At 62.7% G+C, this 22,856-nt stretch carries 19 protein-coding genes and 1 pseudogene; 7 read left to right on the top strand and 13 right to left on the bottom strand.

Going from position 1 to position 22,856, the window contains the following annotated elements; all coding sequences use genetic code 11:
- Positions 1–49: 49 nt before the first annotated feature.
- Complete coding sequence (locus tag AC52Q4_RS09520; RefSeq protein WP_495536561.1) at positions 50–3,100, top strand: ABC transporter transmembrane domain-containing protein; 3,051 nt, start codon at positions 50–52, stop codon at positions 3,098–3,100.
- Positions 3,097–4,389, top strand: coding sequence for a sigma-54 interaction domain-containing protein (locus AC52Q4_RS09525; protein ID WP_495536562.1), 1,293 nt, complete (start codon positions 3,097–3,099; stop codon positions 4,387–4,389). Before AC52Q4_RS09520 ends, AC52Q4_RS09525 begins: the two co-directional genes overlap by 4 nt.
- Positions 4,390–4,585: 196 nt before the next feature.
- Here the strand turns inward: AC52Q4_RS09525 and AC52Q4_RS09530 are convergent.
- Positions 4,586–4,732 (bottom strand): annotated as a pseudogene (locus tag AC52Q4_RS09530) (TerC family protein); the annotation flags it as partial.
- Between the two features lie 113 nt (positions 4,733–4,845).
- Here AC52Q4_RS09530 and AC52Q4_RS09535 point away from each other — a divergent pair.
- From AC52Q4_RS09535 to AC52Q4_RS09545, 3 genes are all read left to right on the top strand, one after another.
- Positions 4,846–5,205 (top strand): DUF2784 domain-containing protein, encoded by a 360-nt coding sequence (locus AC52Q4_RS09535; protein ID WP_495536563.1) that lies wholly within the window; start codon positions 4,846–4,848, stop codon positions 5,203–5,205.
- A 264-nt stretch (positions 5,206–5,469) separates the two neighbouring features.
- Entirely contained in the window at positions 5,470–6,909 is a 1,440-nt protein-coding gene (locus tag AC52Q4_RS09540) for an alginate export family protein (RefSeq protein WP_495536564.1), read from the top strand.
- A 256-nt stretch (positions 6,910–7,165) separates the two neighbouring features.
- Positions 7,166–8,575: an alginate export family protein gene (locus AC52Q4_RS09545; RefSeq protein ID WP_495536565.1), complete on the top strand. Its 1,410-nt coding sequence runs from the start codon at positions 7,166–7,168 to the stop codon at positions 8,573–8,575.
- 152 nt (positions 8,576–8,727) lie between these two features.
- Here the strand turns inward: AC52Q4_RS09545 and AC52Q4_RS09550 are convergent, their stop codons facing one another.
- The 3 genes from AC52Q4_RS09550 to metH form a co-directional block, all read right to left on the bottom strand.
- Positions 8,728–9,159 (bottom strand): hypothetical protein, encoded by a 432-nt coding sequence (locus AC52Q4_RS09550; RefSeq protein WP_495536566.1) that lies wholly within the window; start codon positions 9,157–9,159, stop codon positions 8,728–8,730.
- 186 nt (positions 9,160–9,345) lie between these two features.
- Complete coding sequence (locus tag AC52Q4_RS09555; protein WP_495536567.1) at positions 9,346–9,516, bottom strand: hypothetical protein; 171 nt, start codon at positions 9,514–9,516, stop codon at positions 9,346–9,348.
- Between the two features lie 182 nt (positions 9,517–9,698).
- Entirely contained in the window at positions 9,699–13,400 is a 3,702-nt protein-coding gene (gene metH / locus AC52Q4_RS09560; protein ID WP_495536568.1) for a methionine synthase, read from the bottom strand.
- Positions 13,401–13,636: 236 nt separating this feature from the next.
- On the opposite strand from metH, the gene sufT reads away from it, so the two are divergent.
- Positions 13,637–14,188, top strand: a complete 552-nt coding sequence (gene sufT, locus AC52Q4_RS09565) for a putative Fe-S cluster assembly protein SufT (RefSeq protein ID WP_495536569.1) — start codon at positions 13,637–13,639, stop codon at positions 14,186–14,188.
- 164 nt (positions 14,189–14,352) lie between these two features.
- Positions 14,353–14,643: a hypothetical protein gene (locus tag AC52Q4_RS09570; RefSeq protein WP_495536570.1), complete on the top strand. Its 291-nt coding sequence runs from the start codon at positions 14,353–14,355 to the stop codon at positions 14,641–14,643.
- A 95-nt stretch (positions 14,644–14,738) separates the two neighbouring features.
- On the opposite strand, the gene thiL is transcribed toward AC52Q4_RS09570, so the two are convergent.
- From thiL to AC52Q4_RS09615, 9 genes are all read right to left on the bottom strand, one after another.
- Positions 14,739–15,698 carry a thiamine-phosphate kinase gene (thiL, locus tag AC52Q4_RS09575; protein WP_495536571.1) on the bottom strand — a complete coding sequence of 320 codons (960 nt, stop codon included), beginning with the start codon at positions 15,696–15,698 and terminating at the stop codon, positions 14,739–14,741.
- A 134-nt stretch (positions 15,699–15,832) separates the two neighbouring features.
- A complete protein-coding gene (gene nusB / locus AC52Q4_RS09580; RefSeq protein WP_495536572.1) occupies positions 15,833–16,297 on the bottom strand; it encodes a transcription antitermination factor NusB in 465 nt (154 codons plus the stop codon).
- 14 nt (positions 16,298–16,311) lie between these two features.
- Positions 16,312–16,779, bottom strand: a complete 468-nt coding sequence (gene ribH, locus AC52Q4_RS09585; RefSeq protein WP_495536590.1) for a 6,7-dimethyl-8-ribityllumazine synthase — start codon at positions 16,777–16,779, stop codon at positions 16,312–16,314.
- Positions 16,780–17,059: 280 nt separating this feature from the next.
- A complete protein-coding gene (gene ribBA / locus AC52Q4_RS09590) occupies positions 17,060–18,193 on the bottom strand; it encodes a bifunctional 3,4-dihydroxy-2-butanone-4-phosphate synthase/GTP cyclohydrolase II (RefSeq protein WP_495536573.1) in 1,134 nt (377 codons plus the stop codon).
- 81 nt (positions 18,194–18,274) lie between these two features.
- A complete protein-coding gene (locus tag AC52Q4_RS09595; protein WP_495536574.1) occupies positions 18,275–18,895 on the bottom strand; it encodes a riboflavin synthase in 621 nt (206 codons plus the stop codon).
- Complete coding sequence (gene ribD, locus AC52Q4_RS09600) at positions 18,896–20,002, bottom strand: bifunctional diaminohydroxyphosphoribosylaminopyrimidine deaminase/5-amino-6-(5-phosphoribosylamino)uracil reductase RibD (protein ID WP_495536575.1); 1,107 nt, start codon at positions 20,000–20,002, stop codon at positions 18,896–18,898. It lies immediately after the preceding gene.
- A 106-nt stretch (positions 20,003–20,108) separates the two neighbouring features.
- Positions 20,109–20,609: a transcriptional regulator NrdR gene (gene nrdR / locus AC52Q4_RS09605; protein ID WP_495536576.1), complete on the bottom strand. Its 501-nt coding sequence runs from the start codon at positions 20,607–20,609 to the stop codon at positions 20,109–20,111.
- Positions 20,610–20,784: 175 nt separating this feature from the next.
- Positions 20,785–22,050, bottom strand: a complete 1,266-nt coding sequence (glyA, locus tag AC52Q4_RS09610; RefSeq protein ID WP_495536591.1) for a serine hydroxymethyltransferase — start codon at positions 22,048–22,050, stop codon at positions 20,785–20,787.
- A gap of 189 nt (positions 22,051–22,239) precedes the next feature.
- The gene (locus AC52Q4_RS09615; protein WP_495536577.1) at positions 22,240–22,761 is read right to left on the bottom strand and encodes a Mut7-C RNAse domain-containing protein; all 522 of its coding nucleotides are present in this window, start codon (positions 22,759–22,761) and stop codon (positions 22,240–22,242) included.
- Between the last annotated feature and the right edge of the window lie 95 nt (positions 22,762–22,856).

Consider the following 22,856-nt stretch of genomic DNA (forward strand, 5'->3'; position numbering starts at 1 on the left):
TTCGCGGCAGAGCACAGTCCGACAGCGAAGGCGTGCAGGAGAGCAGCTGGTGAATACAATATCGCTCACCGACTTTCTCGCCACGGTCGAAATTCTCTCCGCCTTCAGCCGAGAACAGCTGGAGGTGTTGGAGGATCAGGCCGAGATCAGGGTGTATGAGTTCGGCGAGACGGTCTGCAATGTCGGTGAGCCCGAGAGCGGCCTCTATGTCATCAAATCCGGTGCCGTGCGGATTTTCACCGAGGACCGGGGCAAAGAAATCAGCATGGGCATTCGCAAGGAGGGCGAGGTCTTTGCCGAAATCGCCGCCTTGCGCGAATACCGGCACGAGTCCTCGGTGCGGGCCTCCTCACGCACCGAGCTGATTCATATTCCGCGACAGGCGTTCAGCGCGATCCTCGCGAACAACAAGCAGGCGGAGACCTACATCGCGCATTACGCGGCGATTCAGGCCGCCGGGGGATTCGTCACGCGGCTGTTCGATCTGCGCCGCAAAGTCGACAAAAACGAGCTCGAGGAGCTCATTCGCAGCATCGGGGTAAAGCGCGTGCGCGCCGGTCAGGTGATCCTGGAGCAGGACGCGCGCGATGAGCAGCGACTCTTCGTTATCCGCAAAGGCGGGGTTCGCTTGGTCCGCCGGGAGGAAGGGCGGGAGTATCCGCTCGCCAGCCTGCGCCAGGGCGATGTTTTCGGGGAAAAATCCTGCTTGCTTCAGCAGGAGCAGGTGGCCAGCGCCATCGCCGATTGCGACACGACGCTTATCGTCATCCGCCAGCAAACGGTTCATTTCATACTCGAGCGCAACCCCAAGCTCAAGGAGCTCCTCGAGGAGCGGATCCGCTTTCTCGAACGCGACCTGCTGCGGCAAAAGAAGCTCGCCGAGCGCCGGGGCCGGCGGGTGTTGCTCGATCTCAAAAGCCGCGCGGGACTCGGCGAACGCGTGCTCAAGCGCTTCCCGCTGGTGGCGCAGGCCGAGGAGATGGACTGCGGCGCGGCCTGTCTGGCGATGATCTGTAAGCACTACGGCATCCCGATGACCTTGGGCAAGCTGCGTGAGCTCGCCAATGTCACGACCGAAGGGGCGACGCTGGACAGCCTGGCGCGGGTGGGGGAGTCGCTCGGGTTCACCACGCGGGCGGTCAAGTGTACTTATCAGGCCTTGCTGGGCTTCGACCTGCCCTTCATCGCCCATTGGGAAGGTTACCACTACATCGTCGTCTACGGCGTTTCCAAGAGTCACGTCTGGGTTGCCGACCCGGCGCTCGGTTTCAACAAGATGACGCTGGAGGATTTCGAGAAAGGCTGGACCGGCACCTGCCTACTCTTTACGCCCGGCACGGACATGGTGGAGATCGCCACGGGGCGCTCGCCCTGGGTGCGTTTCGTGGGCTATCTCAGGCCGTACAAGGGCATACTCGGGCATTTGGCCATGGCGACCCTGATCATAGAGATGCTGGGCGTCGCGCCGCCCATCATCGTGCAGAACATCCTTGATCGGGTCGTGGTCCATCAGAGCTTTCAGCTGCTGCACGTCCTGATCGTCGGCCTGGTGATCGCCCATCTATTCACTCAGCTCACGGGGCTGTTGCGTGGTTTCCTGGCGAGCTTCATGGTTCGAAATCTCGATTTCGCCATGATGTCGCAGTTTTTCAAGCACACGCTGTCCTTGCCGATCTCGTTTTTCGCCACCCGCAAGACGGGCGATATCTTCGCCCGCTTTCAGGAGAACATCACGATTCGCGCCTTTCTCACGCAGTCGACCATCACCACGCTGCTCAATCTGCTCATGGTTTTCGTCTATTTCATCGTGCTGTTTCTCTACAATGTCAAGATGACGTTGCTGCTGATCATGATGATCGTCCCGATTCTGCTGTTGACGGTACTGATTACGCCGAAGATAAAAAACTATGCGCGCTCGAGTTTCAGCGCGTCCACCGAAGCCGAATCCACGCTGATGGAGACCCTCGCCGCGGCCGAGACGGTCAAGGGCATGGGGATCGAGCGGGCGCTGCGGCTGAAGTGGGAGAAGAAATACGCCCAATCGCTCGATGTGAACTATCGTGCGCAGCGCTTCGAGGCGATCGTCGGGACGATGGGGCAGCTGTTCAGCGCCGCCACCACCATCGTCATTCTCTGGGTGGGCGCCAATCTGGTGCTCAACCAGGAGCTGACCATCGGTCAGCTGATTGCGTTCAACATGCTGATGGGCAGTGTCATGGCGCCCCTGATGGGGCTCGTCGGGCTGTGGGATCAGATCAACGAGGCCGGTGTCGCCATGGAACGGCTCGGCGACGTGCTGGATCTCGAGCCCGAGCAAAAAGCCTCCGAGGTCAGCTCACGGATTATCCTGCCGGACCTTCGCGGCGATATTCGCTTCGAGGGCGTTTATTTCCGCTACGGCGGTAAGGAGAACCCGTACGTGCTGGAGAACATCAGCTTTGCCATCAAACCGGGGGAGATGGTGGCGATCGTGGGCCAAAGCGGTTCCGGCAAAACCACGCTCGCCAAGCTGCTCGTCGGTTTCTATCTGCCGACGGAAGGGCGAATCAGCGTCGATGGCTACGATCTCGGGCTGATCGACAAGGAGTACTACCGGGCTCACATCGGTTATGTGATGGCGAACAATTTGCTCTTCTCGGGGACGCTCGCCGAGAACATCGCCATTGGCGAGGATAACCCCGAGCAGCGCCGGATCGTTGAAGTCGCAAAGCTTGCCGACGCGCATGGGTTCATCAGCCGCTTTCCGCTGGGCTATCAACAGGTGGTCGGCGAGCGCGGCATGGGGCTTTCCAGCGGCCAAATCCAGCGTCTGTGCATCGCCCGCGCGCTCTATCACGATCCCAGCCTGCTGGTTTTCGACGAGGCGACCTCGGCGCTCGATACGCAGTCGGAGAGCAACATCCTCAGGAGCATGCGTGAGATACTGAAGGGGCGAACCGCTGTTGTCATCGCCCATCGGCTCAGCACGGTCATGGATGCCGATAAAATCCTCGTGCTCTACCAAGGACGGCTGGTGGAGGAGGGGCCGCATCAGGATCTGGTAAACAAAAAGGGCATGTACTATCAATTGGTGCAGAAACAGATCGCCGGTGCCCGATGAAACGCTTTACATTCAAGAAACCCGCCACGAGCGCCTACGGCGAGCTGTTGGAGCAGATCGAGATACTGCGCTCGACGCTGCGCTGGGCGCAACAGCTGGATCGGGCGCAGATCCAGAAGCTGCTCGGCCAATGCGGTGAGCTGCGCGCCAAGGTCATGACCCTCTCGCGCAAGGAGCGTTTCGTCCAGGCCAGCGCCGGGCGAGCGCTCGAACCGCTCGATACGCCCGATACGCCCGAAGAGCGCCCGGCGAGTGCGCCGCAGCGCCGCCAGGCCTTGCTGGATCGCAGCTTTATTTTCGAGGGGGTGTTCGGTGAGAGCCCAAAGCTTCTCGAGGCGCTGGAGATCGGCGAGAAAGCCGCGCCGACCAGCCTGCCGGTGCTGATCGAGGGAGAAAGCGGCACCGGCAAGGAACTTTTCGCCAAGGTGATTCACGCCAACGGCCAGCGCAGCGCCGGCGCCTTTGTCTCGGTCAACTGTGGCGCGATACCGGAGAATCTGATCGAATCGGAACTCTTCGGCCACAAAAGAGGTGCGTTCACCGGCGCCGCCAGTGACCGCAAGGGCAAGTTCGAGAGCGCTAACGGCGGCACCATCTTCCTCGACGAGATCGGGGAGCTGCCCCTGCAAGGCCAGGTCAAATTATTGCGTGTCCTGCAATCGCAGGAGATTCAGCGCGTAGGCTCGGACGAGCCGATAGCCGTGGACGCGCGAATCGTCGCCGCAACCAATCGCGATCTCTATCAAATGAGCCAGGAGGGGCGATTCAGGGAAGACCTTTACTACCGGCTCAGCGTCATTCATGTGGCCTTGCCGGCGTTGCGCGAGCGTCGTGACGAGATTCCCCTGCTGATCGACTTCTTCTGCGATGAGGCGGCAGAGCAGCTGCAGCGTCCGCCGGTGCAGCTTTCCGTGCGCCTGCGGCAGTTTCTCCTGAGCTATGCCTATCCGGGCAATATCCGTGAGCTGCGCAACCTCATCTTTCGCCTCTCCTGCCTCGCCGAGGGCACGGCGGATTTGAAGCATTTGCCTGAGGGCGCACGGCAGCGGGCGGCGGATCGCAGCCTCGCCGAACCGGACTCGCTCGCCACGGCGGATTCGCTCAGCGAAATCAAGCGCATCGCAAGCGACCAGGCCGAGCGCATCTTCCTCGAGCAACGCCTGCGCGAGGTTGGTGGCCGGGTGACCGTGCTAGCGAAAAATACGGGAATGAACCGCTCTTACTTGCAGACGCTTCTGAGAAAGCACGGTCTCAGCGCCAAGTCCTTCCGGCCGCCCAAGACGGCATGATCCCCTTGCTCGAGCGCCACCCGCGTCCGCAGTAGCGGAGGCCAGGCGCGGCGCGTGAGTGTGCGCATGGCGGTACCGTCTGCTCGGGTGCTGCGCGCGTCTTTGCAATCCTCACCCGCGCAATTCGCGGCCCGTCCAGTTCATGGACTTCCGAGCGGCTGCAGGCTGAACAGCGGCTCGGTGAGCCTCACGCACGGACAAGGCGGGCCTTGTCGCGCTGGTTAGCGGGCAGGTCATCGGCGAGAATCGCGATGAAGATGAGGTCGTCAATGCCAAGGATGACCGCGAGCACGACCAGCGTCAGCAGGTCAAGCCCGACTGTGAGATCAGCAAAAATTTCCATCGGTTACGGCGCGGGAGCGACTGGGATGTTTAGTATGAGATTCGCGCCGAAGAGCGTTGCGCAACGCCCACCGGACGGCGCCCGGTTAAGCTCGCTCCCGTGGAGTCCATGTCATGTCTTATCATGCGCTTGCCGATCTCGTGGTCATCGTCCATTTGCTGTTTATTCTGTTCGTGGTTTTCGGGGGATTGCTGGTCTTCTGGAAACCCGGGCTCGCCTGGGCGCACCTGCCGGCCGTGCTGTACGGGCTGTTGATCGAATGGATTGGCTGGGTCTGCCCGCTCACCCCGCTGGAAAACGACCTGCGTCGAAGGGCCGGCGAGACCGGTTACCAGGGCGGCTTCATCGAAGAGCATCTCTTGCCGTTGATCTACCCCGAGGTGTTCACGCGCAGCGTAGCGCTCGCTTTGGGTACGGCCGTGTTGATCATCAATCTCGGCATTTACGGGCTCTATTGGTGGCGCCGCCGTTGAGCGCGCGTGCCAAGGCATCCGACGCCCGGTAGCGGCCCCCAGGGGCCTGCCACCGATCGATTGAACTCAGACACGCCGATCCGCAGGTCACCGAACGCTTCAGTCCATCCGCACGTCCTGAGTGTGCGGGGGTGCTCGCACCCCGCGACCGGCAATTGACATAGCGTTATGTAGTAAATAACATAACGAACGCTATGAAGTGTGCGACATAACGAATGATGTGGCCTTGCCACCCCTTGCGACCCGTCACCATGGAGCCGGTGAATGACGCTGGCGTGGAAGGCTGACATGGCCGCAAGCTACGCCTTCAAGCGTCCCCGCCTGCTTTCCGGCCTCGGCCTTACGTTCGTCTTGGCTTTGCCCACTAGCGCCCCAGGCGCTGCGGACGGGACACCCTGGCGTCTGCACGAGGCCTTATCCGCGCCGGCGTGGTTGGAGGTCGGTGGGATCTATCGCGCCCGGTTTGAAACTTTAGATGCCGCCTTCCGGGCGGGCGCAAGCGGGGCCGATCAAATTCTGGCCGAACGCCTGCTCTTTGGCGTCCGGGCGAACCTTGACCCGTTCTATGTCGGCTTCGAGGTTCAGGATTCCCGTTCCCAGCTTGATGATGCCGGGACTCCGCTCGGAACGGACGATATTAATGCCGTTGAGTTGCTGCGTGCCTATCTCGGGATCAAAGGCCACGATGTTTTCGCGTCGGGCGATCAGCTGGATCTCACCGCCGGGCGTCTTACCATCGATGTCGGCAGCCGCAGGCTGGTCGCCCGCAACCGGTTTCGCAACACCATCAATGGCTTTAGCGGAGTTCATGCGCTTTGGACGGGGTCGGCGGGCACGCGCGTGCAGGCCTTTTACACGCTTCCACTGGATCGTCGTCCGAATACTCGGGATCGGCTTGACGACAACGACATAGCCAATGATGTCGAGAGCCTCGCGGTTCGCTTTTGGGGCATCGATCTCATGCAGGAAAATTTGCTCGGCGCCCTGACGGGTGAGGTCTATGTCTTCGGTTTGCACGAGAACGACCGCCCAGAGGTGGCCACAGCGAATCGCCAGCTTCTGACTCCCGGCGTTCGGCTCTTTATCGCCCCGGCGAAGGGGCGTTGGGATTTCGGGATCGAGGCGGCCCTTCAGGGCGGCGAGTCAAGATCGACGACATCCCCGGCCGATACGGCTGATCTCGATCATCGCGCGGGTTTTGCTCACGCTCATCTGGCACATACGTTTGATGTGCCGTGGTCGCCACGCCTGGTATTGCAATATGACTTTGCCAGCGGCGACGTCGATTCCGACGATGGCGAGAACAACCGCTTCGATACGTTGTTCGGGTCACGGCGCTTCGAGTTCGGGCCGACCGGGATCTACGGAGCATTTGCGCGCAGCAACATCAGCTCGCCCGGAGCGAGGGTTCAGGTTAAGCCAAGTGCCAACATACAGGGTTTTGTCGGCTACCGGGCGGTTTGGCTCGCAAGCGAGCGCGATGCGTTGCCGAAGGCCGGGGTGCGTGATCCAAGCGGCGCGTCCGGATCCTTTGTGGGGCACCAGATCGAGGCGCGAGTGCGCACGGACATTCTACCTGGCAACCTCCGTCTGGAGCTGGGCGGAGCCTACCTCTTCGATGGCGAGTTTCTGAAAGACGCGCCGAACGCCGCCGGTGATGGCGATACCGCCTATTTTTACACTCAGGCCATGCTGAGCTTCTGAAAGCCCGCCGGCGGCTCACCCTTGCCCGGAGTGCCACGTGGAATCTCGCTGATGCCTTAGCCTTGATCGAGGTGCTGGGTTGTGCCGAAATCCTCGCTGCGCCGAAGGACGCGCGGTATCGGGACGGCAGCAACGGCTGGTGCCCAGAGAGATGCCCCGCCGCCCTCGCTTGATCGGCTGATTCCAAAAATGACGCTTGAGCCAAGCGCAGCGCTGTGGCTAGATTCGTTCTTTTAAGAAAAATCCGTCGGGGGGCATGGCCTGTAAATCAAAATTCACCGGGTGGTGGAGACTGGCGGCCACAGCGGTCCTTGTCTTGCCCTTTAGCGGCGCAGCGCTTGCGGACCAGACGCCTTGGCGCTTGCATGAGGCTTTGTCAGCGCCGGACTGGTTGGAGATCGGCGGCAGCTACCGCGTCCGCTACGAAAACCTAAATGGCGCCTTCAGTGCCGGCGCGAGCGGAGACGATCAAATCCTGGTCGAGAGGCTGTTTTTTGGGGTTCAAGCGAACTTTGATCCGTTCTATACCGGGTTTGAAGTGCAGGACTCCCGCTCTCAGTTGGACGACGCGGGCACCCCGATCGGGACAGACGATATCAATGCGGCTGAAGTCGTTCGCGCTTACATCGGGCTCAAGAGGGCCGATGCTTTTGCGCCGGGCGATGAAATGGATATCTCCGCCGGTCGTATGACGATAGACATCGGCAGCCGTCGATTGGTGGCCCGCAACCGTTACCGCAATACGACCAATGCCTTTACCGGCGTTCGCGCCATCTGGGAAGGCTCGCGCGGTACGCAGGTACAAGCGTTTTACACGCTGCCACTCGAGCCTCGCCCGAATAGCCGGGATGGGCTTGACGACAACGACATAGTCAACGACGTGGAAAGCTTCAAGGTGCGCTTTTGGGGCGTCGACCTTGTTCAGGAAAATCTGCTCGGTGGTATTACGGCCGAGGGTTACGTGTTTGGTTTGCACGAGAGTGACCGTGCGGATTTCCCGACCAACAACCGCCGCCTCCTGACGCCGGGGCTGCGCCTTTTCCGCACGCCAGCCACGGGTGCCTGGGATTTCGAGATCGAAAGTGTTGCTCAAATCGGTGAGTCGAGAGCGACGAACTCGCCGTCCGACACGAAGGATCTAGATCATCGCGCGGGTTATCTGCACGCCGAGGTCGGGCGGACAATCGATATACCCTGGGCGCCACGGCTCGTTCTGGAGTACGACTACGCGAGCGGCGACGATGACCCGACTGACGGCGAGAACAACCGGTTCGATGGCCTATACGGGCAACCGCGGGGAGATTTCGGGCCGACCGGGATCTATGGAATTTTTGCACAGCGCAGCAACATTAACTCGCCCGCCGCCAGGATAAATGTCAAGCCCAGCCCAACGGTGAATGGCTTTGTCCGCTACCGCGCCGTTTGGCTTGCCAGCAGGCAAGACGCCCTGCCGGCGGCTGGCTTGAACGATCCAAGCGGGAATTCCGGCTCCTTTGTCGGTCATCAGATTGAGGCACGGGTGCGTGCCGACCTTATCCCCGGGAATTTTCGTCTGGAATTGGGCGGCGCGTATCTCGTCAAGGGCGAGTTTTTAGAGACCGCACCGAACGCCCCTGCCGATGGCAATACGGCCTTGTTCTACACCCAAGGCACGCTGACTTTCTGAAGGATGGCTTTTGCGGTAGCGAGGCGTCCTGGCCCCGCCAAGCGGCGTTGGTGTCGGAATCGAGCGAGAAACCGACCGCCTAGAGGTTGGTTGCATTGCTCGGCGAGACGAGTTCCTCCCCGCGTACCGTCGCTGCATTCACGAAGCCCGAGTCAATCTGCGTCGCCGGCGGCTGCTGCGGCCTGCTCACGGGTATAGAAGCGTCCGTGACGCAGAAAGCCCGCGATCACGCAGGGCTTGACCCTAAGCACGCGCCCTGCCGCGTCTTTTTCCAGCACCCATGCCTCGGGCAGCCCGTCGAGAAGGTGCATGGGAGCGGGCGAGCCGTCCTTGAAGCGGGCGAGCACGGCGCAGCCGGTTTCCACATTGCGGAAAGCCGGCCGAAAGCCCTGGTCCTGATTGCCTTCGCTGACTCCCGCGCTACCGATATGCGCCACGTTATCCTTGATCAATCGATCGGCATCCATGGGCCGGAATAGCGGCCCCAAGGGACGCCCGGGCGCTTGGTTGCAATTGCGCACGCGACGTGCCGCGATCTGATCGCGTCCCGGATTCTTGGGGAGATCGTCCAGTAACAGGCTCATGCCGTAACCTCCTGATGGGCCTGAATTGGTAGATTGCACATTCCATGCCATCAGATTTGGAGGTGCCGGCAAGCGTTATCAATAGGCGCCCGAGCTCCGTGTTTGGCAGGGCGAATGCGCCCTGCTGGGGTCCATGTGTACTCTGTGCGCTGGCGCGAGACGTTGGCTCCAATGTGTCTGATGGCCTTACTTGTTGGACAACAGGCGCCGCAGTGAGTTTTGGGTGAGCGAAGCCGGTGCCCGCGTTCTATGGTTGCCGCCGCCCACCAGACCGCGCGCGCCTCCGCGGATGTTTTTCGTAGCTTTCTGATCGAGCGTGATGCTCTCGTGGAGATCTTTGATGACGATGCGAGCCATTTCGCCTACTCCTTCGGTGACGACAACTTACCGTGTCAAAGTCGCTGAAGCGCCTCGAGCCTCGGCCATTAAGGGCGTTTGACCCCGTTCGCCGTCGAGTCTCAACGTGCTCATTATCTCTTTATAACCATACTGGCCGCTGTTGCCTAGCCCCGGATGCCGCGGCGGCGGACGAACGGCTCTCAGCCGAGCTCTTCCGGGTCGTAGCCCAGGTTGGGCGAGAGCCAGCGTTCGGCCTCCCCCAGGCTCATGCCTTTTCGTTTGGCGTAATCCTCGACCTGATCGCGATAGATCTGGCCGAGGCCGAAATAGCGCGATTGCGGATGGGAGAAATACCATCCGCTTACCGCTGCCGTGGGCACCATTGCCCAGCTTTCGGTGAGCGTGATGCCCGCTTGGCGCTCGGCATCAAGGAGCTCCCAGAGCAGTGCTTTCTCGGTGTGGTCCGGACAGGCCGGGTAGCCGGGTGCGGGCCGAATGCCGTGATATTGCTCCTGAATCAGCGCTTCAGTATCGAGTTGCTCGTCCGCGGCGTAGCCCCAAAATTGCGTACGCACGCGGTGGTGGAGCATTTCGGCAAATGCCTCGGCGAGGCGGTCGGCGAGCGCCTTGACGAGGATGGCATTGTAATCGTCGTGCTCGGCTTCGAAACGCCGCACGTGCTCCTCGATGCCAATACCGGTGGTCACCGCGAAGGCGCCGAGCCAATCGGCCAGCCCGGTTTCCTTGGGCGCCACGAAATCAGCGAGACTCATATTGGGCCGTCCGGCGGGCTTTTCATTCTGCTGGCGCAAGTGGTGGGTGACCAGATGTAGCCGGGTGCGGGAGTCGTCGGCATAAACCTCCGTGTCGTCGCCGACCGCGTTGGCGGGGAACAGACCGAAGACTCCTCGGGCCTGTAGCCACTTCTCCTCGATAATGCGGGCCAGCATGGCGCGGGCATCGGCATAGAGTTTGCGCGCCGTCTCGCCGACGACCTCATCGTCGAGGATCTTCGGAAAGCGTCCCGCCAGCTGCCATGCAGAGAAAAAAGGCGTCCAGTCGATATAGGGCTCCAGCGTCTCCAGGGCGACATCATCGAGCACGTGCAAGCCCGGCTCCCGCGGCTGGGGTGGCTCGTACGCTGTCCAATCGATGGGATAGCGGTTCGCACGCGCATCGGCGATGCGCAGCCACTTCTGCTTGCGCTGGCGCTTGGCGCGTTGCTCCCGCACCCCCTCGTATTCCTCTTTGATGCCTTGCACGTAGGCTGCGCGTTGCGTGGTGCTCATGAGCTTTGCGCAGACCCCGACCGCGCGGGAAGCGTCCTTGACATAGATGACGTCGCCGGAATACTGGGGGGCGATCTTGACTGCCGTATGCACGCGCGAGGTGGTCGCGCCGCCGATCAGCAGCGGGAGCTCCAGGCCTTGCCGCTCCATTTCCTTGGCCATCCCCACCATCTCGTCCAGCGAGGGGGTGATCAGGCCCGATAGGCCGACAATGTCGGCATTGTGCTCGCGAACCGCGGCCAGCGTTTTTTCATTGGGGACCATGACGCCGAGATCGGTGACGTCAAAGTTGTTGCATTGCAAGACCACGGCGACGATGTTCTTGCCGATGTCGTGCACGTCGCCCTTGACCGTTGCCATCACGATTCGGGCGTTAGGCTCGCTGTTACCGTGCTTGGCCTTCTCAGCCTCGATGAACGGGAGCAGATAGGCGACCGCCTTTTTCATGACGCGGGCGCTTTTGACCACTTGCGGCAGGAACATCTTGCCGGAGCCGAACAGATCGCCGACTACGTTCATGCCATCCATCAACGGCCCTTCGATCACCTCGATGGGCTGCTCGTGCTGGGTCCGTGCCTCCTCGGTATCCTCCTCGATATACTCCACGATGCCCTTGACCAGCGCATGCTCGAGGCGCTTGGCCACGGGCCAGGTACGCCACTCCAGATCCTCTTCCTTGCTCTTGGCGCCCTGGCCTTTGAATTGCTCGGCGTAATCCACCAGCCGTTCGGTGGCATCGTCACGTCGATTGAGCAGCACATCCTCGACCCGCTCCAGAAGGTCTCGAGGTATGTCGTCGTAGACTTCGAGCTGGCCGGCGTTGACGATGGCCATGTCCATGCCGGCCTGTATCGCGTGATAGAGGAAGGCCGAGTGCATCGCGCGGCGTACCGGCTCGTTGCCACGAAAGGAGAAGGAGAGGTTGGAGAGCCCGCCGGAGACTTTGATGTGCGGCAGGCGCTTTTTGACCTCCCGGGCCGCCTCGATGAAGTCCACGGCGTAGTTGTTGTGCTCCTCGAGACCGGTTGCCACGGCGAAGATGTTGAGATCGAGGATGATGTCCTCGGGCGGGAAGCCGACCCGCTCGGTAAGGGTCCGGTAGGCGCGCTCGGCGATGGCGATGCGCCGCTCGAGAGTATCGGCCTGGCCCTGCTCGTCGAAGGCCATGACCACGGTCGCCGCGCCGTAGCGACGGATCAGTTCGGCTTTGGCGATGAAATCCTCCTCGCCCTCCTTGAGGCTGATGGAGTTGACGATCGCCTTGCCCTGAATGCATTGCAGGCCGGCCTCGATCACCTCCCATTTGGAGGAGTCCACCATGAACGGTACGCGGGCGATATCCGGTTCCACGGCGGCCAGATTGAGAAAGCGCACCATGCACTCCTTGGAATCCAGCAGCCCTTCGTCCATGTTGACGTCGATGATCTGGGCGCCGCTTTCGACCTGATCGCGTCCCACCTCCAGCGCCGCCTCGAGGTCATCTTCCTTGATCAAGCGGCGGAAGCGCGCCGAACCGGTCACGTTGGTCCGCTCGCCGATGTTCGCGAACAGGGAATCGGCGCCGAGCGTGAGCGGCTCCAGGCCGGAGAGGCGCAGCACGCGCGGCCGCTCGGGCAGCCGCCGCGGCGGCAACCCTTCGATGGCCTCACGAATGGCAGTGATGTGCTCGGGGGTGGTGCCGCAGCAGCCGCCGACGATGTTGACGAAGCCGTTTTCGGCGAACTCGTGCAGCAGCCGCGCCATGGCTTCCGGGCTCTGCTCGTATTCCCCCATCTCATTGGGCAGCCCGGCGTTGGGGTGCGTGCTGACGTGGGTGTCGGCGATCTGCGAGAGTTCCTGGATATAGGGACGCAGATCTTCGGCACCGAGCGCGCAATTGAGGCCGATCGCGAAGGGTTGCGCGTGGCGCACCGAATTCCAGAACGCTTCCGTGGTCTGACCGGAGAGCGTGCGTCCGCTGGCATCGGTGATGGTACCCGAGACCATGACCGGCACCCGCGCGCCGAGTTTTTTAAACAACCCGTCCAGCGCGAACAGGCAGGCCTTGGCGTTCAATGTGTCGAAAATGGTTTCCACCAGCAGCAGGTCGACGCCACCGGCAATCAGCCCGTCGGCGGCTTCCGTATAGGCGTCAACCAGCTGCTCGAAGCTCACGTTGCGGTAGCCGGGGTTGTTGACATCCGGGGAGAGCGAGGCGGTCTTGCTGGTCGGACCGAGCACGCCCGCGACGAATCGCGGCTGCTGCGGCGTGGCGCGCGAGAACTCGTCGGCACAGTCGCGCGCGAGGCGTGCCGCGCTCAGATTGAGCTCGTGGACCAGATGCTCCGTCGCATAATCCGCCTGAGAGAGCGTGGTCGCGTTGAAGGTGTTGGTTTCGATGATGTCCGCGCCGGCTTGCAGGTTCGAGCGGTGAATTTCGGTGACGATATCCGGGCGGGTGCAGACCAGCAGGTCGTTATTGCCCTGAAGGTTGCAAGGATGGTCCCGAAACCGCTCACCGCGGAAGTCCTCCTCGGTCAGGCGATAATGCTGGATCATCGTGCCCGTCGCGCTGTCGAGCAGCAGGATGCGACGCTCGAGCTCCTCCCGTAGCCTTTTGGTTGGATCAGTCATCGGTTTCTTTACTACCTAAACGCTGCTAAACCGAACAACATACCTCAAACGAGGGAGAGGATTAAATGGACACGGGTGTATGATGCTGTCCGTCGGCTCGCCACAGGCGCGCTCGGGCCGGCTTCTCTAGCCCGTGTGCTGCTGGTAGAATTTTCCTTAATAATCTATATCGCTCATCGTCGGCTTGGCGCGAGTTCGTCTTGGCCCGGCGATGGCCGACGCGTTAGGAGGTGCTCATGGCATCGGAATCCGACACTGCGGTGACGTTTCTCCGCGATTGTGAGGTCGCGCTGGTTCCCTCCGGAGAGACGGGAATCATCCCCAAGGGCTCGGAGGGGGAGATAACGCAGGCCTTGGGCGGTAGCTACACGGTCAACCTGTGGGCAAACCTGTTTCGTATCGATGGCTCGAATGCCGACGCTATCGGTCGGGAACCGGATCCGCCGCCCACCTTGCCGGATTGCGCGAGCGACGAGGACGTGGAAAAAGCGATCTGGGATCAGCTGCGGCTCTGCTACGACCCGGAAATTCCCGTTAATGTGGTCGAATTGGGATTGGTCTACGAGTGTGACATCAAAAAGCTGGCCGAGGACCGTCGCCAAGTTCATATCCGCATGACGCTGACCGCTCCGAGCTGCGGAATGGGCGATATTCTCGCCTACGACGTCAAAACGAAGGTGAGCCGCGTGCCGACGGTCGAGGAGGCGGATATCGAGATCGTCCTGGAGCCGCCGTGGACGCAGGACATGATGTCGGAAGCAGCGCAGCTCGAGACCGGGTTGCTCTGAGCGGGCGTGCTCGAGCAGCCTCCGAGGCGGCGCGGGTGGCGCGCGCAGCGACTCGCAGCCTGAGAAATCGACGAGCGGGGGGGGGAACTTTTTCAACCGGATAAGGTCCAACACCGGAACTGCAAGGGCATGGCCTTCCGATCTAAGGAAAGAGGGTGAGGAGAATGAAAAAGGCAGTCTTGGGCTCGTTCTTGGGCCTTCTGGTCCTCGGGCTGATGGCCGGCGGCTCGGGCGTGCAGCAGCTTCACGAGGAAATCAACGCGATTCAGCAGCAATGGTTGGTTCTGAAGGCTTCCACCCCCGACAGATCCACCGTCGCCGAGGCGCGCGCGCTTTGGCGGCATACGCACGCGCTGGAACGCCGCTATGCCGATAATCCGCGAGTGAAGGCCTGGGAAGATCGAACCTGGTCGATCTATCGTAATTATCTTGAGAGATCTAACTGGGCTTCTTGATTTTGCTCTCAGCCTCCGCCCACGAGCAAAGCGGCGACTCAAGTGGTCGTTATGCCTCGGAGCGCGCAGATGCGCCACTTCACTCCCCGCGCTCCCTAGGAGAAGTGGGTGTAGCCTGAGTCCTCGTAAGGGATTATCTCACCCGTGGCTGAGACGAGCTGTACCCCATTGCCTTCCACCACGCGACCGATACGGGTGAGACTCACGCCGAGTTTTTCTGCCCGAGCCCTGGCCTCCCGCTCTCGTTCCAGCGGCAGGCTCAAACAAAGTTCGTAGTCATCACCGCCGCTCAAGGCCAAGGCGAGCGCCCGAGGTGCGGGCGCGACGCGCCGCATCGCGGCGGACAGCGGCAGCCGGTGCGGTTCGATGCGCATGGCCACGCTGCTGCGCTCGGCTATATGAGTGGCGTCTGCTACCAGCCCATCGGATATGTCGATGGCGGCATGAGCGAGATCGGCCAGTGACCGTGCCAGGGCAATGCGCGGCGTTGGACGGTGCAGGCGCTCGATCAGGAAACGGACATCTGCACCGCGACGAGTTTGCTCCTGCCAGAGCTTCAGGCCAAGCGCCGCATCACCGAGGGTGCCGGACACGTAAAGGCCGTCGCCGGGGCGGGCACCGTCGCGGCGTAGGGGGCGATCGACGTAGCCGGCCACCTGAATGGTTACGGTCAGGGTCTGCCCGCGACTGACATCGCCACCGACCAGAGTCATTCCCGATGCATTCGCCAGCGTGGCGAGCCCCGCGGCAAAACGCCCCAACCAGTCCGGATCCGCCTGCGGCAGGGTCAGAGCAAGCAACAGCCAAGCGGGCTCGGCGGCCATTGCCGCCAGGTCGCTGAGATTCACGGCAAGGGACTTATAGCCGACGTCTTCCACCGGGGCATCCAGGGGGAAGTGAACGCCCGCGATCAGGGTGTCCACGCTCAGGGCCAGAGCGCGGTCGCGATGCGGTGCGAGAAGCGCCGCATCGTCACCGACGGAGAGAATAACGTCATCTCGTTGCGCGCCGATCGCCGCAAAATAACGCTCAATTAGCTCGAATTCGCAGAGCATCTCCTCAGTGCCCGGAGCAGAGGTGAGGGGCCGTCGGATGTGGGGCGCCGCGCGCCTTAAGCCGGCGGACGCCGGGTGTTCGGTAGCGAGTGGCAGCGGGTTTCCTCCCGCGCGCGCCGCTGCGTGAGTGGATGTCAACCGGTGCGTCGGTGGCGGAGTTCGTGTGCGCGGGGCCGATTCTCGCGGCCCAGTCGATCCAGCACCCCATTGATGTAGCGGTGACTCTCTTCGGCGCCGAAAAGCTTGGCGAGATCCACCGCTTCGTTCACGACCACCCGGTAAGGCACATCAAGGCGGTGTGTGAGCTCGTAGATTCCGAGGCGCAGGATGGCTTTCTCCACAGGATCCACAATCGCCAACGGACGGTCCAGCACCGGCTCGATCAGCGCGTCGAGACTTACCGTGCGCGCCGGTATCTCGTGGAGCAGCTCGCTGAAGTATGCGAGGTCGACGCTCGCCATGTTGTGCTCCTCGAGGAACTGCCGTTCGATCTCCGCGCTTCCCTGGCCGGTCAGCTGCCATTGATACAGTGCCTGCAGCACGCGTCGGCGCGCCCGGCTGCGCCGGTGCGTTGTATGTGATTTGCTATGCGTCGCCATGTTTTTGATCCGCTTCAATCCAAACGGCGCAGCAGGCTCGCTGTCTCCAGCGCGGAGAGCGTGGCCTCGCTGCCTTTGTTACCGGCCTTGGTGCCGGCGCGCTCGATGGCCTGCTCGATGGTATCGGTGGTGAGCACGCCGAAGCCGATCGGCACATCGTGCGCCAATGATGCCTGGGTACAGCCGCGGGCGCATTCGCCGGCAACGTAGTCAAAATGGGCCGTGGCGCCGCGGATGACGCAGGCCAGGGCGATGATGGCCGCGTACCGTCCGGAGCGCGCCAATCGATTGATCACCAGCGGCATCTCGTAGGCGCCTGGCACACGGATGACCGTCACCGCATCGCCCGCTACTCCATGGCGGCGCAGGGTATCAAGAGCGCCCTCGAGCAAGCTATCGACAATGAAGCGATTGAAGCGCGTGGCAACGATCGCGAAGCGACCCTCGCAGGCAGTGAAATCACCTTCGATGGTCGTAATCATCGATCCGTAGTCATTGAGCATAAACCTGCCGGAAGAGACGCGTCCGCGCCAGAGCGCGCATCTTCCGCCTCCAGTGAACAGCGGTAATGCCTGCTGCGATCAAGGCACGTCCGTTGCGATGGTCAGGGGGCGAATCCGCCCGAGCACTTTATATCGTCGCGCCGTCGCTGCAAACACAAACTTTGCCGCTCGCCACGCCCGGCGCTGGGCATGTAGCGATTTGGCCCTTGCCCGCGGCGGTTTGTTCCGCAGCACTCGGTTCGCCACGCACGCTAAACGCTCAATGCTCATCACTTGGCGGCTCGACGTACTCGACGACTTCTATGCCGAAACCGGAGAGCCCATGCATGCGCTTGGGGGCACTGAGCACCCGCATGCGCCGCACGCCGAGGTCGGTCAATATCTGGGCGCCCACCCCGTAGGTGCGCAGATCCTCGGCCTGACGGGAGTGAGTGCTCTGCCCCGTCTGTGGATCGCCGTAAGGGGCCACCTGATACTGGCGCATGCGTTGGAGGATATCGGCGGCGTCGCTGGCCCGGCGTAAGACGACGACGACTGCCGGTTCGCACCCGCTTACCTTTTCCAGCGCCGAGCGCAGCGGCCAACCGCAGTGGGGTCCGGTGCTCGCAAAGACATCGGAAAGCGTATTCTGGATGTGCACGCGGACCAAGGTCGGCTGCTCCGGATTTACGGTTGCGTTGACCAGTGCGAAATGCAGGGCGCCGTCGACCGTATCCTGATAGGCATAGAGGTGGAACGTTCCATATTCGGTCGGCAGATCGCACTTGGCCACGCGTTCCACGGTCCGCTCGTTGCGAATCCGATAGGCGATGAGATCCGCGACGGTGCCGATCTTGAGGCCGTGCTCCTGAGCGAAGCTCACCAAGTCGGAGCGCCGCGCCATCGTACCGTCCTCGTTGAGTATCTCGACGATGACCGCGGCCGGCTCCAGGCCGGCGAGACGCGCCAGATCGCAGCCCGCCTCCGTGTGGCCGGCCCGCGTGAGCACGCCTCCAGGCTGTGCCATCAACGGAAATATGTGTCCGGGCTGGACCAGATCCTCGGGCCGGGCCATGGGGGCGACGGCGGCCTGGATCGTGCGCGCCCGATCGGCCGCGGAGATGCCCGTGGTAACGCCGCTGGCCGCTTCGATGGACAAGGTGAAATTGGTTGAGTGACGGTTTTCCGTCTCGTTGACCATCAGCGGCAGCCGCAGCTGCTCACAGCGCTCGCGAGTCAGCGTAAGGCAGATCAGGCCGCGCCCGTAACGGGCCATGAAATTGATGTCCTCGGGACGCACCATGGAGGCGATCATCACGAGGTCCCCCTCGTCCTCACGATCCTCCTCATCCATGATGATGGCCATGCGGCCTTGACGCAGATCCGCGAGGATCTCGTCGATGCTGTTGAACATTAGGATATCCCCTTTGCCTGCTATGGAGGCACCGCCGTGCCTGCGGGTATCGGCAAGGCGTGCCCGATGAGCACTCCCGAGTTAGTCGCTGCCGCGGGCGGGCGCCGCGGCGGTGCCCGCCATGAGCTGTTCCAGATAACGGGCGATGAGATCGACCTCCAAATTGAGGTGCTCGCCCGGGCGGCGTTCCCCGAGCGTGGTCACCTGCAATGTATGCGGCACGAGGTTGACTTCAAACTCGCTTGCGTCGACAGCGTTGACCGTGAGGCTGATGCCGGCCACGCAAATCGAGCCTTTTTCCGCGACGTAGCGGGTCAGCCGCTGGGGGGCGCGCAAGCGCCAGCGCTCGCAACGTCCGGCTGGACGCCGCCAAAGCAATTCGGCGAGACCGTCCACGTGGCCGCTCACCAGGTGGCCGCCGAGCGGGCTGCTCAACGTGAGTGCTGGCTCGAGGTTGACGCGCTCGCCCGGTGTGAGCGTCCCTAGGGTGGTGCGGGAGAGGGTCTCGGCGGAGAGATCGACGGCGATCTCGCCGGCAGCGATGCTGGCGAGTGTGAGGCAGCAGCCATCGACGGCGACGCTATCGCCCTGACGCAGCGGTTGCAAATTCAGGCCGCCCGTCTCGATGAGCAGCCGTCGGTCCTGCTCGAACGCGCTGGCTTGCCGCACCGTTCCCACGGCTTGCACGATTCCCGTGAACATTCAGCTTTTCTCCAGACGTGCCGTCAGGCGAAGGTCCGAGCCGACGGCACGCAGATCCGTGATTTTGACCGAAATTCGGTCGGCCAGCCGGACCAGGCCGGGCAGTAGCAGAAGCGGCTGCGCCTCGTGCCCCATGAAATGCGGGGCGATGTAGATCACCAGCTCGTCGATCAGCTCGCGCTGCAAAAGCGCTCCGCTCAGGGTGGGGCCGGCCTCGAGAAGCACCTCGTTGATCTGCGCCTCGCCGATCGCGGCCAACGCCTGGAGCGGGTCGACACGACCGCTGCTATCGGCGGCGATCGGCCATAGCTCGGCGCCGGCGAGTTCGTCGCTGTGGCGCCGCCCGGAGCGAGTGTATAACAGGACCACCTTGTCGGGCCCTTGCAGCACGCGTGCCCGCGCGGGGATGCGCAACTGGGAATCGAGCACGAAGCGGCGGGGCTGCACCAGGTCCCAAGCGCCATTGACATCCCGGGCGGTCAGTTGCGGGTCATCGGCCATTATCGTGCCGCGCCCCGTGAGTATGCCGTCGCTGCGGGCACGCAGCCGGTGGACATCGCCCCGGGCCGGCGCGGCCGTGATCCAGCGGCTCTCACCACTGGCCATCGCCGTTCGCCCGTCCAAGCTCATCGCGAGCTTGCAGCGCACATAGGGCAGACCGGTGCGCATGCGTTTGAAAAAGCCCGGGTTCAGCGCTTCGGCCTGCTCCGCCATCAGCCCGTGCTGGGTCAGCACACCCGCGGCGGCCAAGCGCTCCAGCCCCTGCCCGGCGACGCGTGGATTGGGGTCCTTGCAGGCGACGATGACGCGCTTGATTCCGGCCTTGAGCAGCGCTTCAGTGCATGGCGGCGTGCGCCCGTAATGGCAGCACGGTTCCAAGGTCACGTAGGCGGTGGCGCCGCGTGCCGCCTCGCTCGCGAGCGACAAGGCATTCACCTCGGCGTGCGCCTCACCCACCCGGCGATGCCAACCTTCGCCTACCACCTGCCCGTCGCGGACGATCACGCAGCCTACGCGGGGATTGGGGCTCGTTGAGAAAAGCCCGCGTTCCGCCAGGCACAAAGCGCGTGCCATGTGTTGTTGGTCAACGGCTGTAAAATTGGTCACGTGCGAGCGTCCGCCTCTTTCGCGCTGCTGCTGTAGTGAGCTTGGCGGAGACTATGGACTGCGCCGGTTCATTGCGTCCTGGCACGGTCGCCAGAAGATGGCCGAGTCAGCCCTTTGGCTCGTTGTCGGGCGGTGGCGTGTGCTCCCGTCCGGGTGGTCGCTGCTCGAGCCCATCGATTACCTCGCGAAAGGCGCTCACGTCCTGGAAGCTGCGGTATACGGAAGCAAAACGCACATAGGCGACCTGATCGAGCTCGCGCAACTCGCCCATCACCCACTCCCCGATCTGCCTAGCCGGCACTTCGCGCTCTCCGGTCAATCGGATACGCTTGAGAATGCGGCTGATCGCCGCCTCCACGGCTTCGGTGGCCACGGGGCGTTTCTCGAGCGCCCGCAATAGCCCGGTGCGCAGTTTTCGATCGTCCAATGCCTCGCGCGAGCCGTCGCGTTTGACCACCTGCGGCATCATCAGCTCGGCGCTCTCATAAGTGGTGAAGCGCTCGGCGCACTGCGAGCACTCGCGGCGGCGACGCACCTGATCCCCTTCGCCGGCGAGTCGCGAGTCGATCACCCTTGTTTCCTGTGCCTGGCAGAAGGGGCAGCGCATGGTGGTCTATACCGAGCCGACGCCGAGCCGGCCGAACCGCTTGGCGTTCGGTCTCGGCTGATTTCGGTGAGCCGGTCTCATCGGGCCATTACGGATGGGATGGTTCGACCTGGGAGAACCGAGACGAGCGTGCCTGACCTGCTTGGTGCGCGGGATGCGAATCGTTTCCTCCGATTCATGCGCTTGATGAACGGTAGACCGGGTAGCGCCGGCAGATATCCAGCACCTGGTCACGCACCCGCGCGATGGTGTGCTCATCGTGAATATCATCCAGAATATCGCATATCCATCCCGCCAGCTCGCGGACTTCCGCCGTCCCGAAGCCACGCGTGGTCACAGCCGGTGAGCCGATGCGAAGGCCGCTGGTTACGAAAGGCGACTGCGGATCATTCGGTACGGCGTTTTTGTTCACCGTGATGTGTGCTCGGCCCAAGGCCGCATCAGCGTCCTTGCCCGTCAAGCCCTGCTTGATGAGATCGATGAGAAAAAGGTGATTGTCCGTGCCGCCGCTCACCACCTTGTAGCCTCGTCCCATGATTGCTTCGGCCATGCTCCGGGAGTTGGCCAGGACCTGTTTTTGATACTCGATGAATGCCGGCTCCAGGGCCTCTTTCAGCGCGACCGCCTTGGCGGCGATGACATGCATGAGCGGCCCGCCTTGGGTGCCTGGAAAGACCAGCGATTGGAGCGCCTTCTCGACTCGCGGATTCTCGCGCGCCAGAATGAGGCCGCCGCGCGGACCGCGGAGGGTTTTGTGAGTCGTGGTGGTGGTGACATCCGCGATGCGAACCGGGTTGGGATAGACGCCCGCGGCGATGAGCCCGGCAACGTGCGCCATGTCCACGATAAGGTAGGCGCCGACCTCGTCGGCAATGTCGCGGAAGCGCTGCCAATCGACCACTCGCGAATAAGCTGAAAAGCCGGCGATGAGCAGCTTGGGGCGGTGCTCGAGGGCGAGGCGCTCCACTTCGGCGTAATCGATCTCGCCGGTCTGCGCGTCTATGCCGTACTGCACGGCGTGGAAGAGCTTGCCCGAGAAGTTCGGCTTCGCCCCGTGCGTCAGGTGGCCGCCTTGGTCGAGGCTCATGCCCAAAAGCGTGTCGCCCGGTTTTGCCAGAGCCAGGTAGACGGCGGCATTGGCCTGGGAGCCGGAGTGCGGCTGCACGTTAGCGTAGTCCGCGCCGAAGAGCCGCTTGGCACGCTCGATGGCGAGCTGCTCGGCGACATCCACGTACTCGCAACCGCCGTAATAGCGTTTGGCGGGGTAGCCTTCGGCGTATTTGTTGGTCAGGGCGCTGCCCTGAGCCTCGAGAACGCGAGGGCTGGCGTAATTCTCGGAGGCGATGAGCTCGATGTGCTCCTCCTGGCGACATTGCTCGCGCTCGATCGCCTCGGCGAGCTCCGGGTCAAACCCGGCAATGGTCATCTCATTGGAGAACATGTGATCCCCCTTGATCCTGCGTAACAGCGAGTTGGAATCTTGAGCAGCCTTACCGAGGCCGACGCTTGCCACGGCTGGATCGTGGCGTGTTCGCCAGCCCGCTCGGTGGGGCAGACAATGTGCTGTGAACCGCGACGACGGCCTATCAAGCGCCGCGACCTGCGATCGCGTCGGCGCCGCTCGCGAGCCTCATAGGATAGATGATTCATCCTCGCGATGCATGCTGACGGCGGTTGCCCGGTGCCAGGCGGTGAGCTGTGCGCGCATGCGCCGCACGTGCTCGCCCTCCCAATACAGACGCGTGCAGTACGGGCATCTTTTGAAAGGTCCGCGGCTGCCCGGTGGGGCGTCGTGCCCCGGGTCATTGCGTACCGGCTCATTGCAGAGCAGGCAACGGCTGAAGGGTGAATGCAGCCAATCTATGGACATGAGCCTTGCGAGCTCGACGGCCTGCCCGGCCGGGCGCACCGCACGAAGCCGGATGACACGCTCGGCAGCGCCGCGATGTTCCAGCAGCTTACGATCACGAGTGAGTAGATAGCGCCGCTCGGCCAGGGCGGCAGTGAGCAGGCGCCTATCGCTCGTGCGTTCCCCGGCCAGGCTGGCGTCATAGCCGGCCGCGCGCAGCCAGCGGCACAGTCGTATGAGCATTCGATCGCAGAGAAAGCGCACACCCGCGGGCGAGCCGATCGCCGAGTGTTCCAACGGCATCGCTCGCGGCGTGTTGCCCGACGGGGATGTTGCCGCTGACCGGGCCGAGTAACGCCGGGTCGCCATACCCGCTACCATGCAGAGGTTGACTGAGC

It is taken from the genome of Nitrococcus sp., assembly GCF_059432795.1.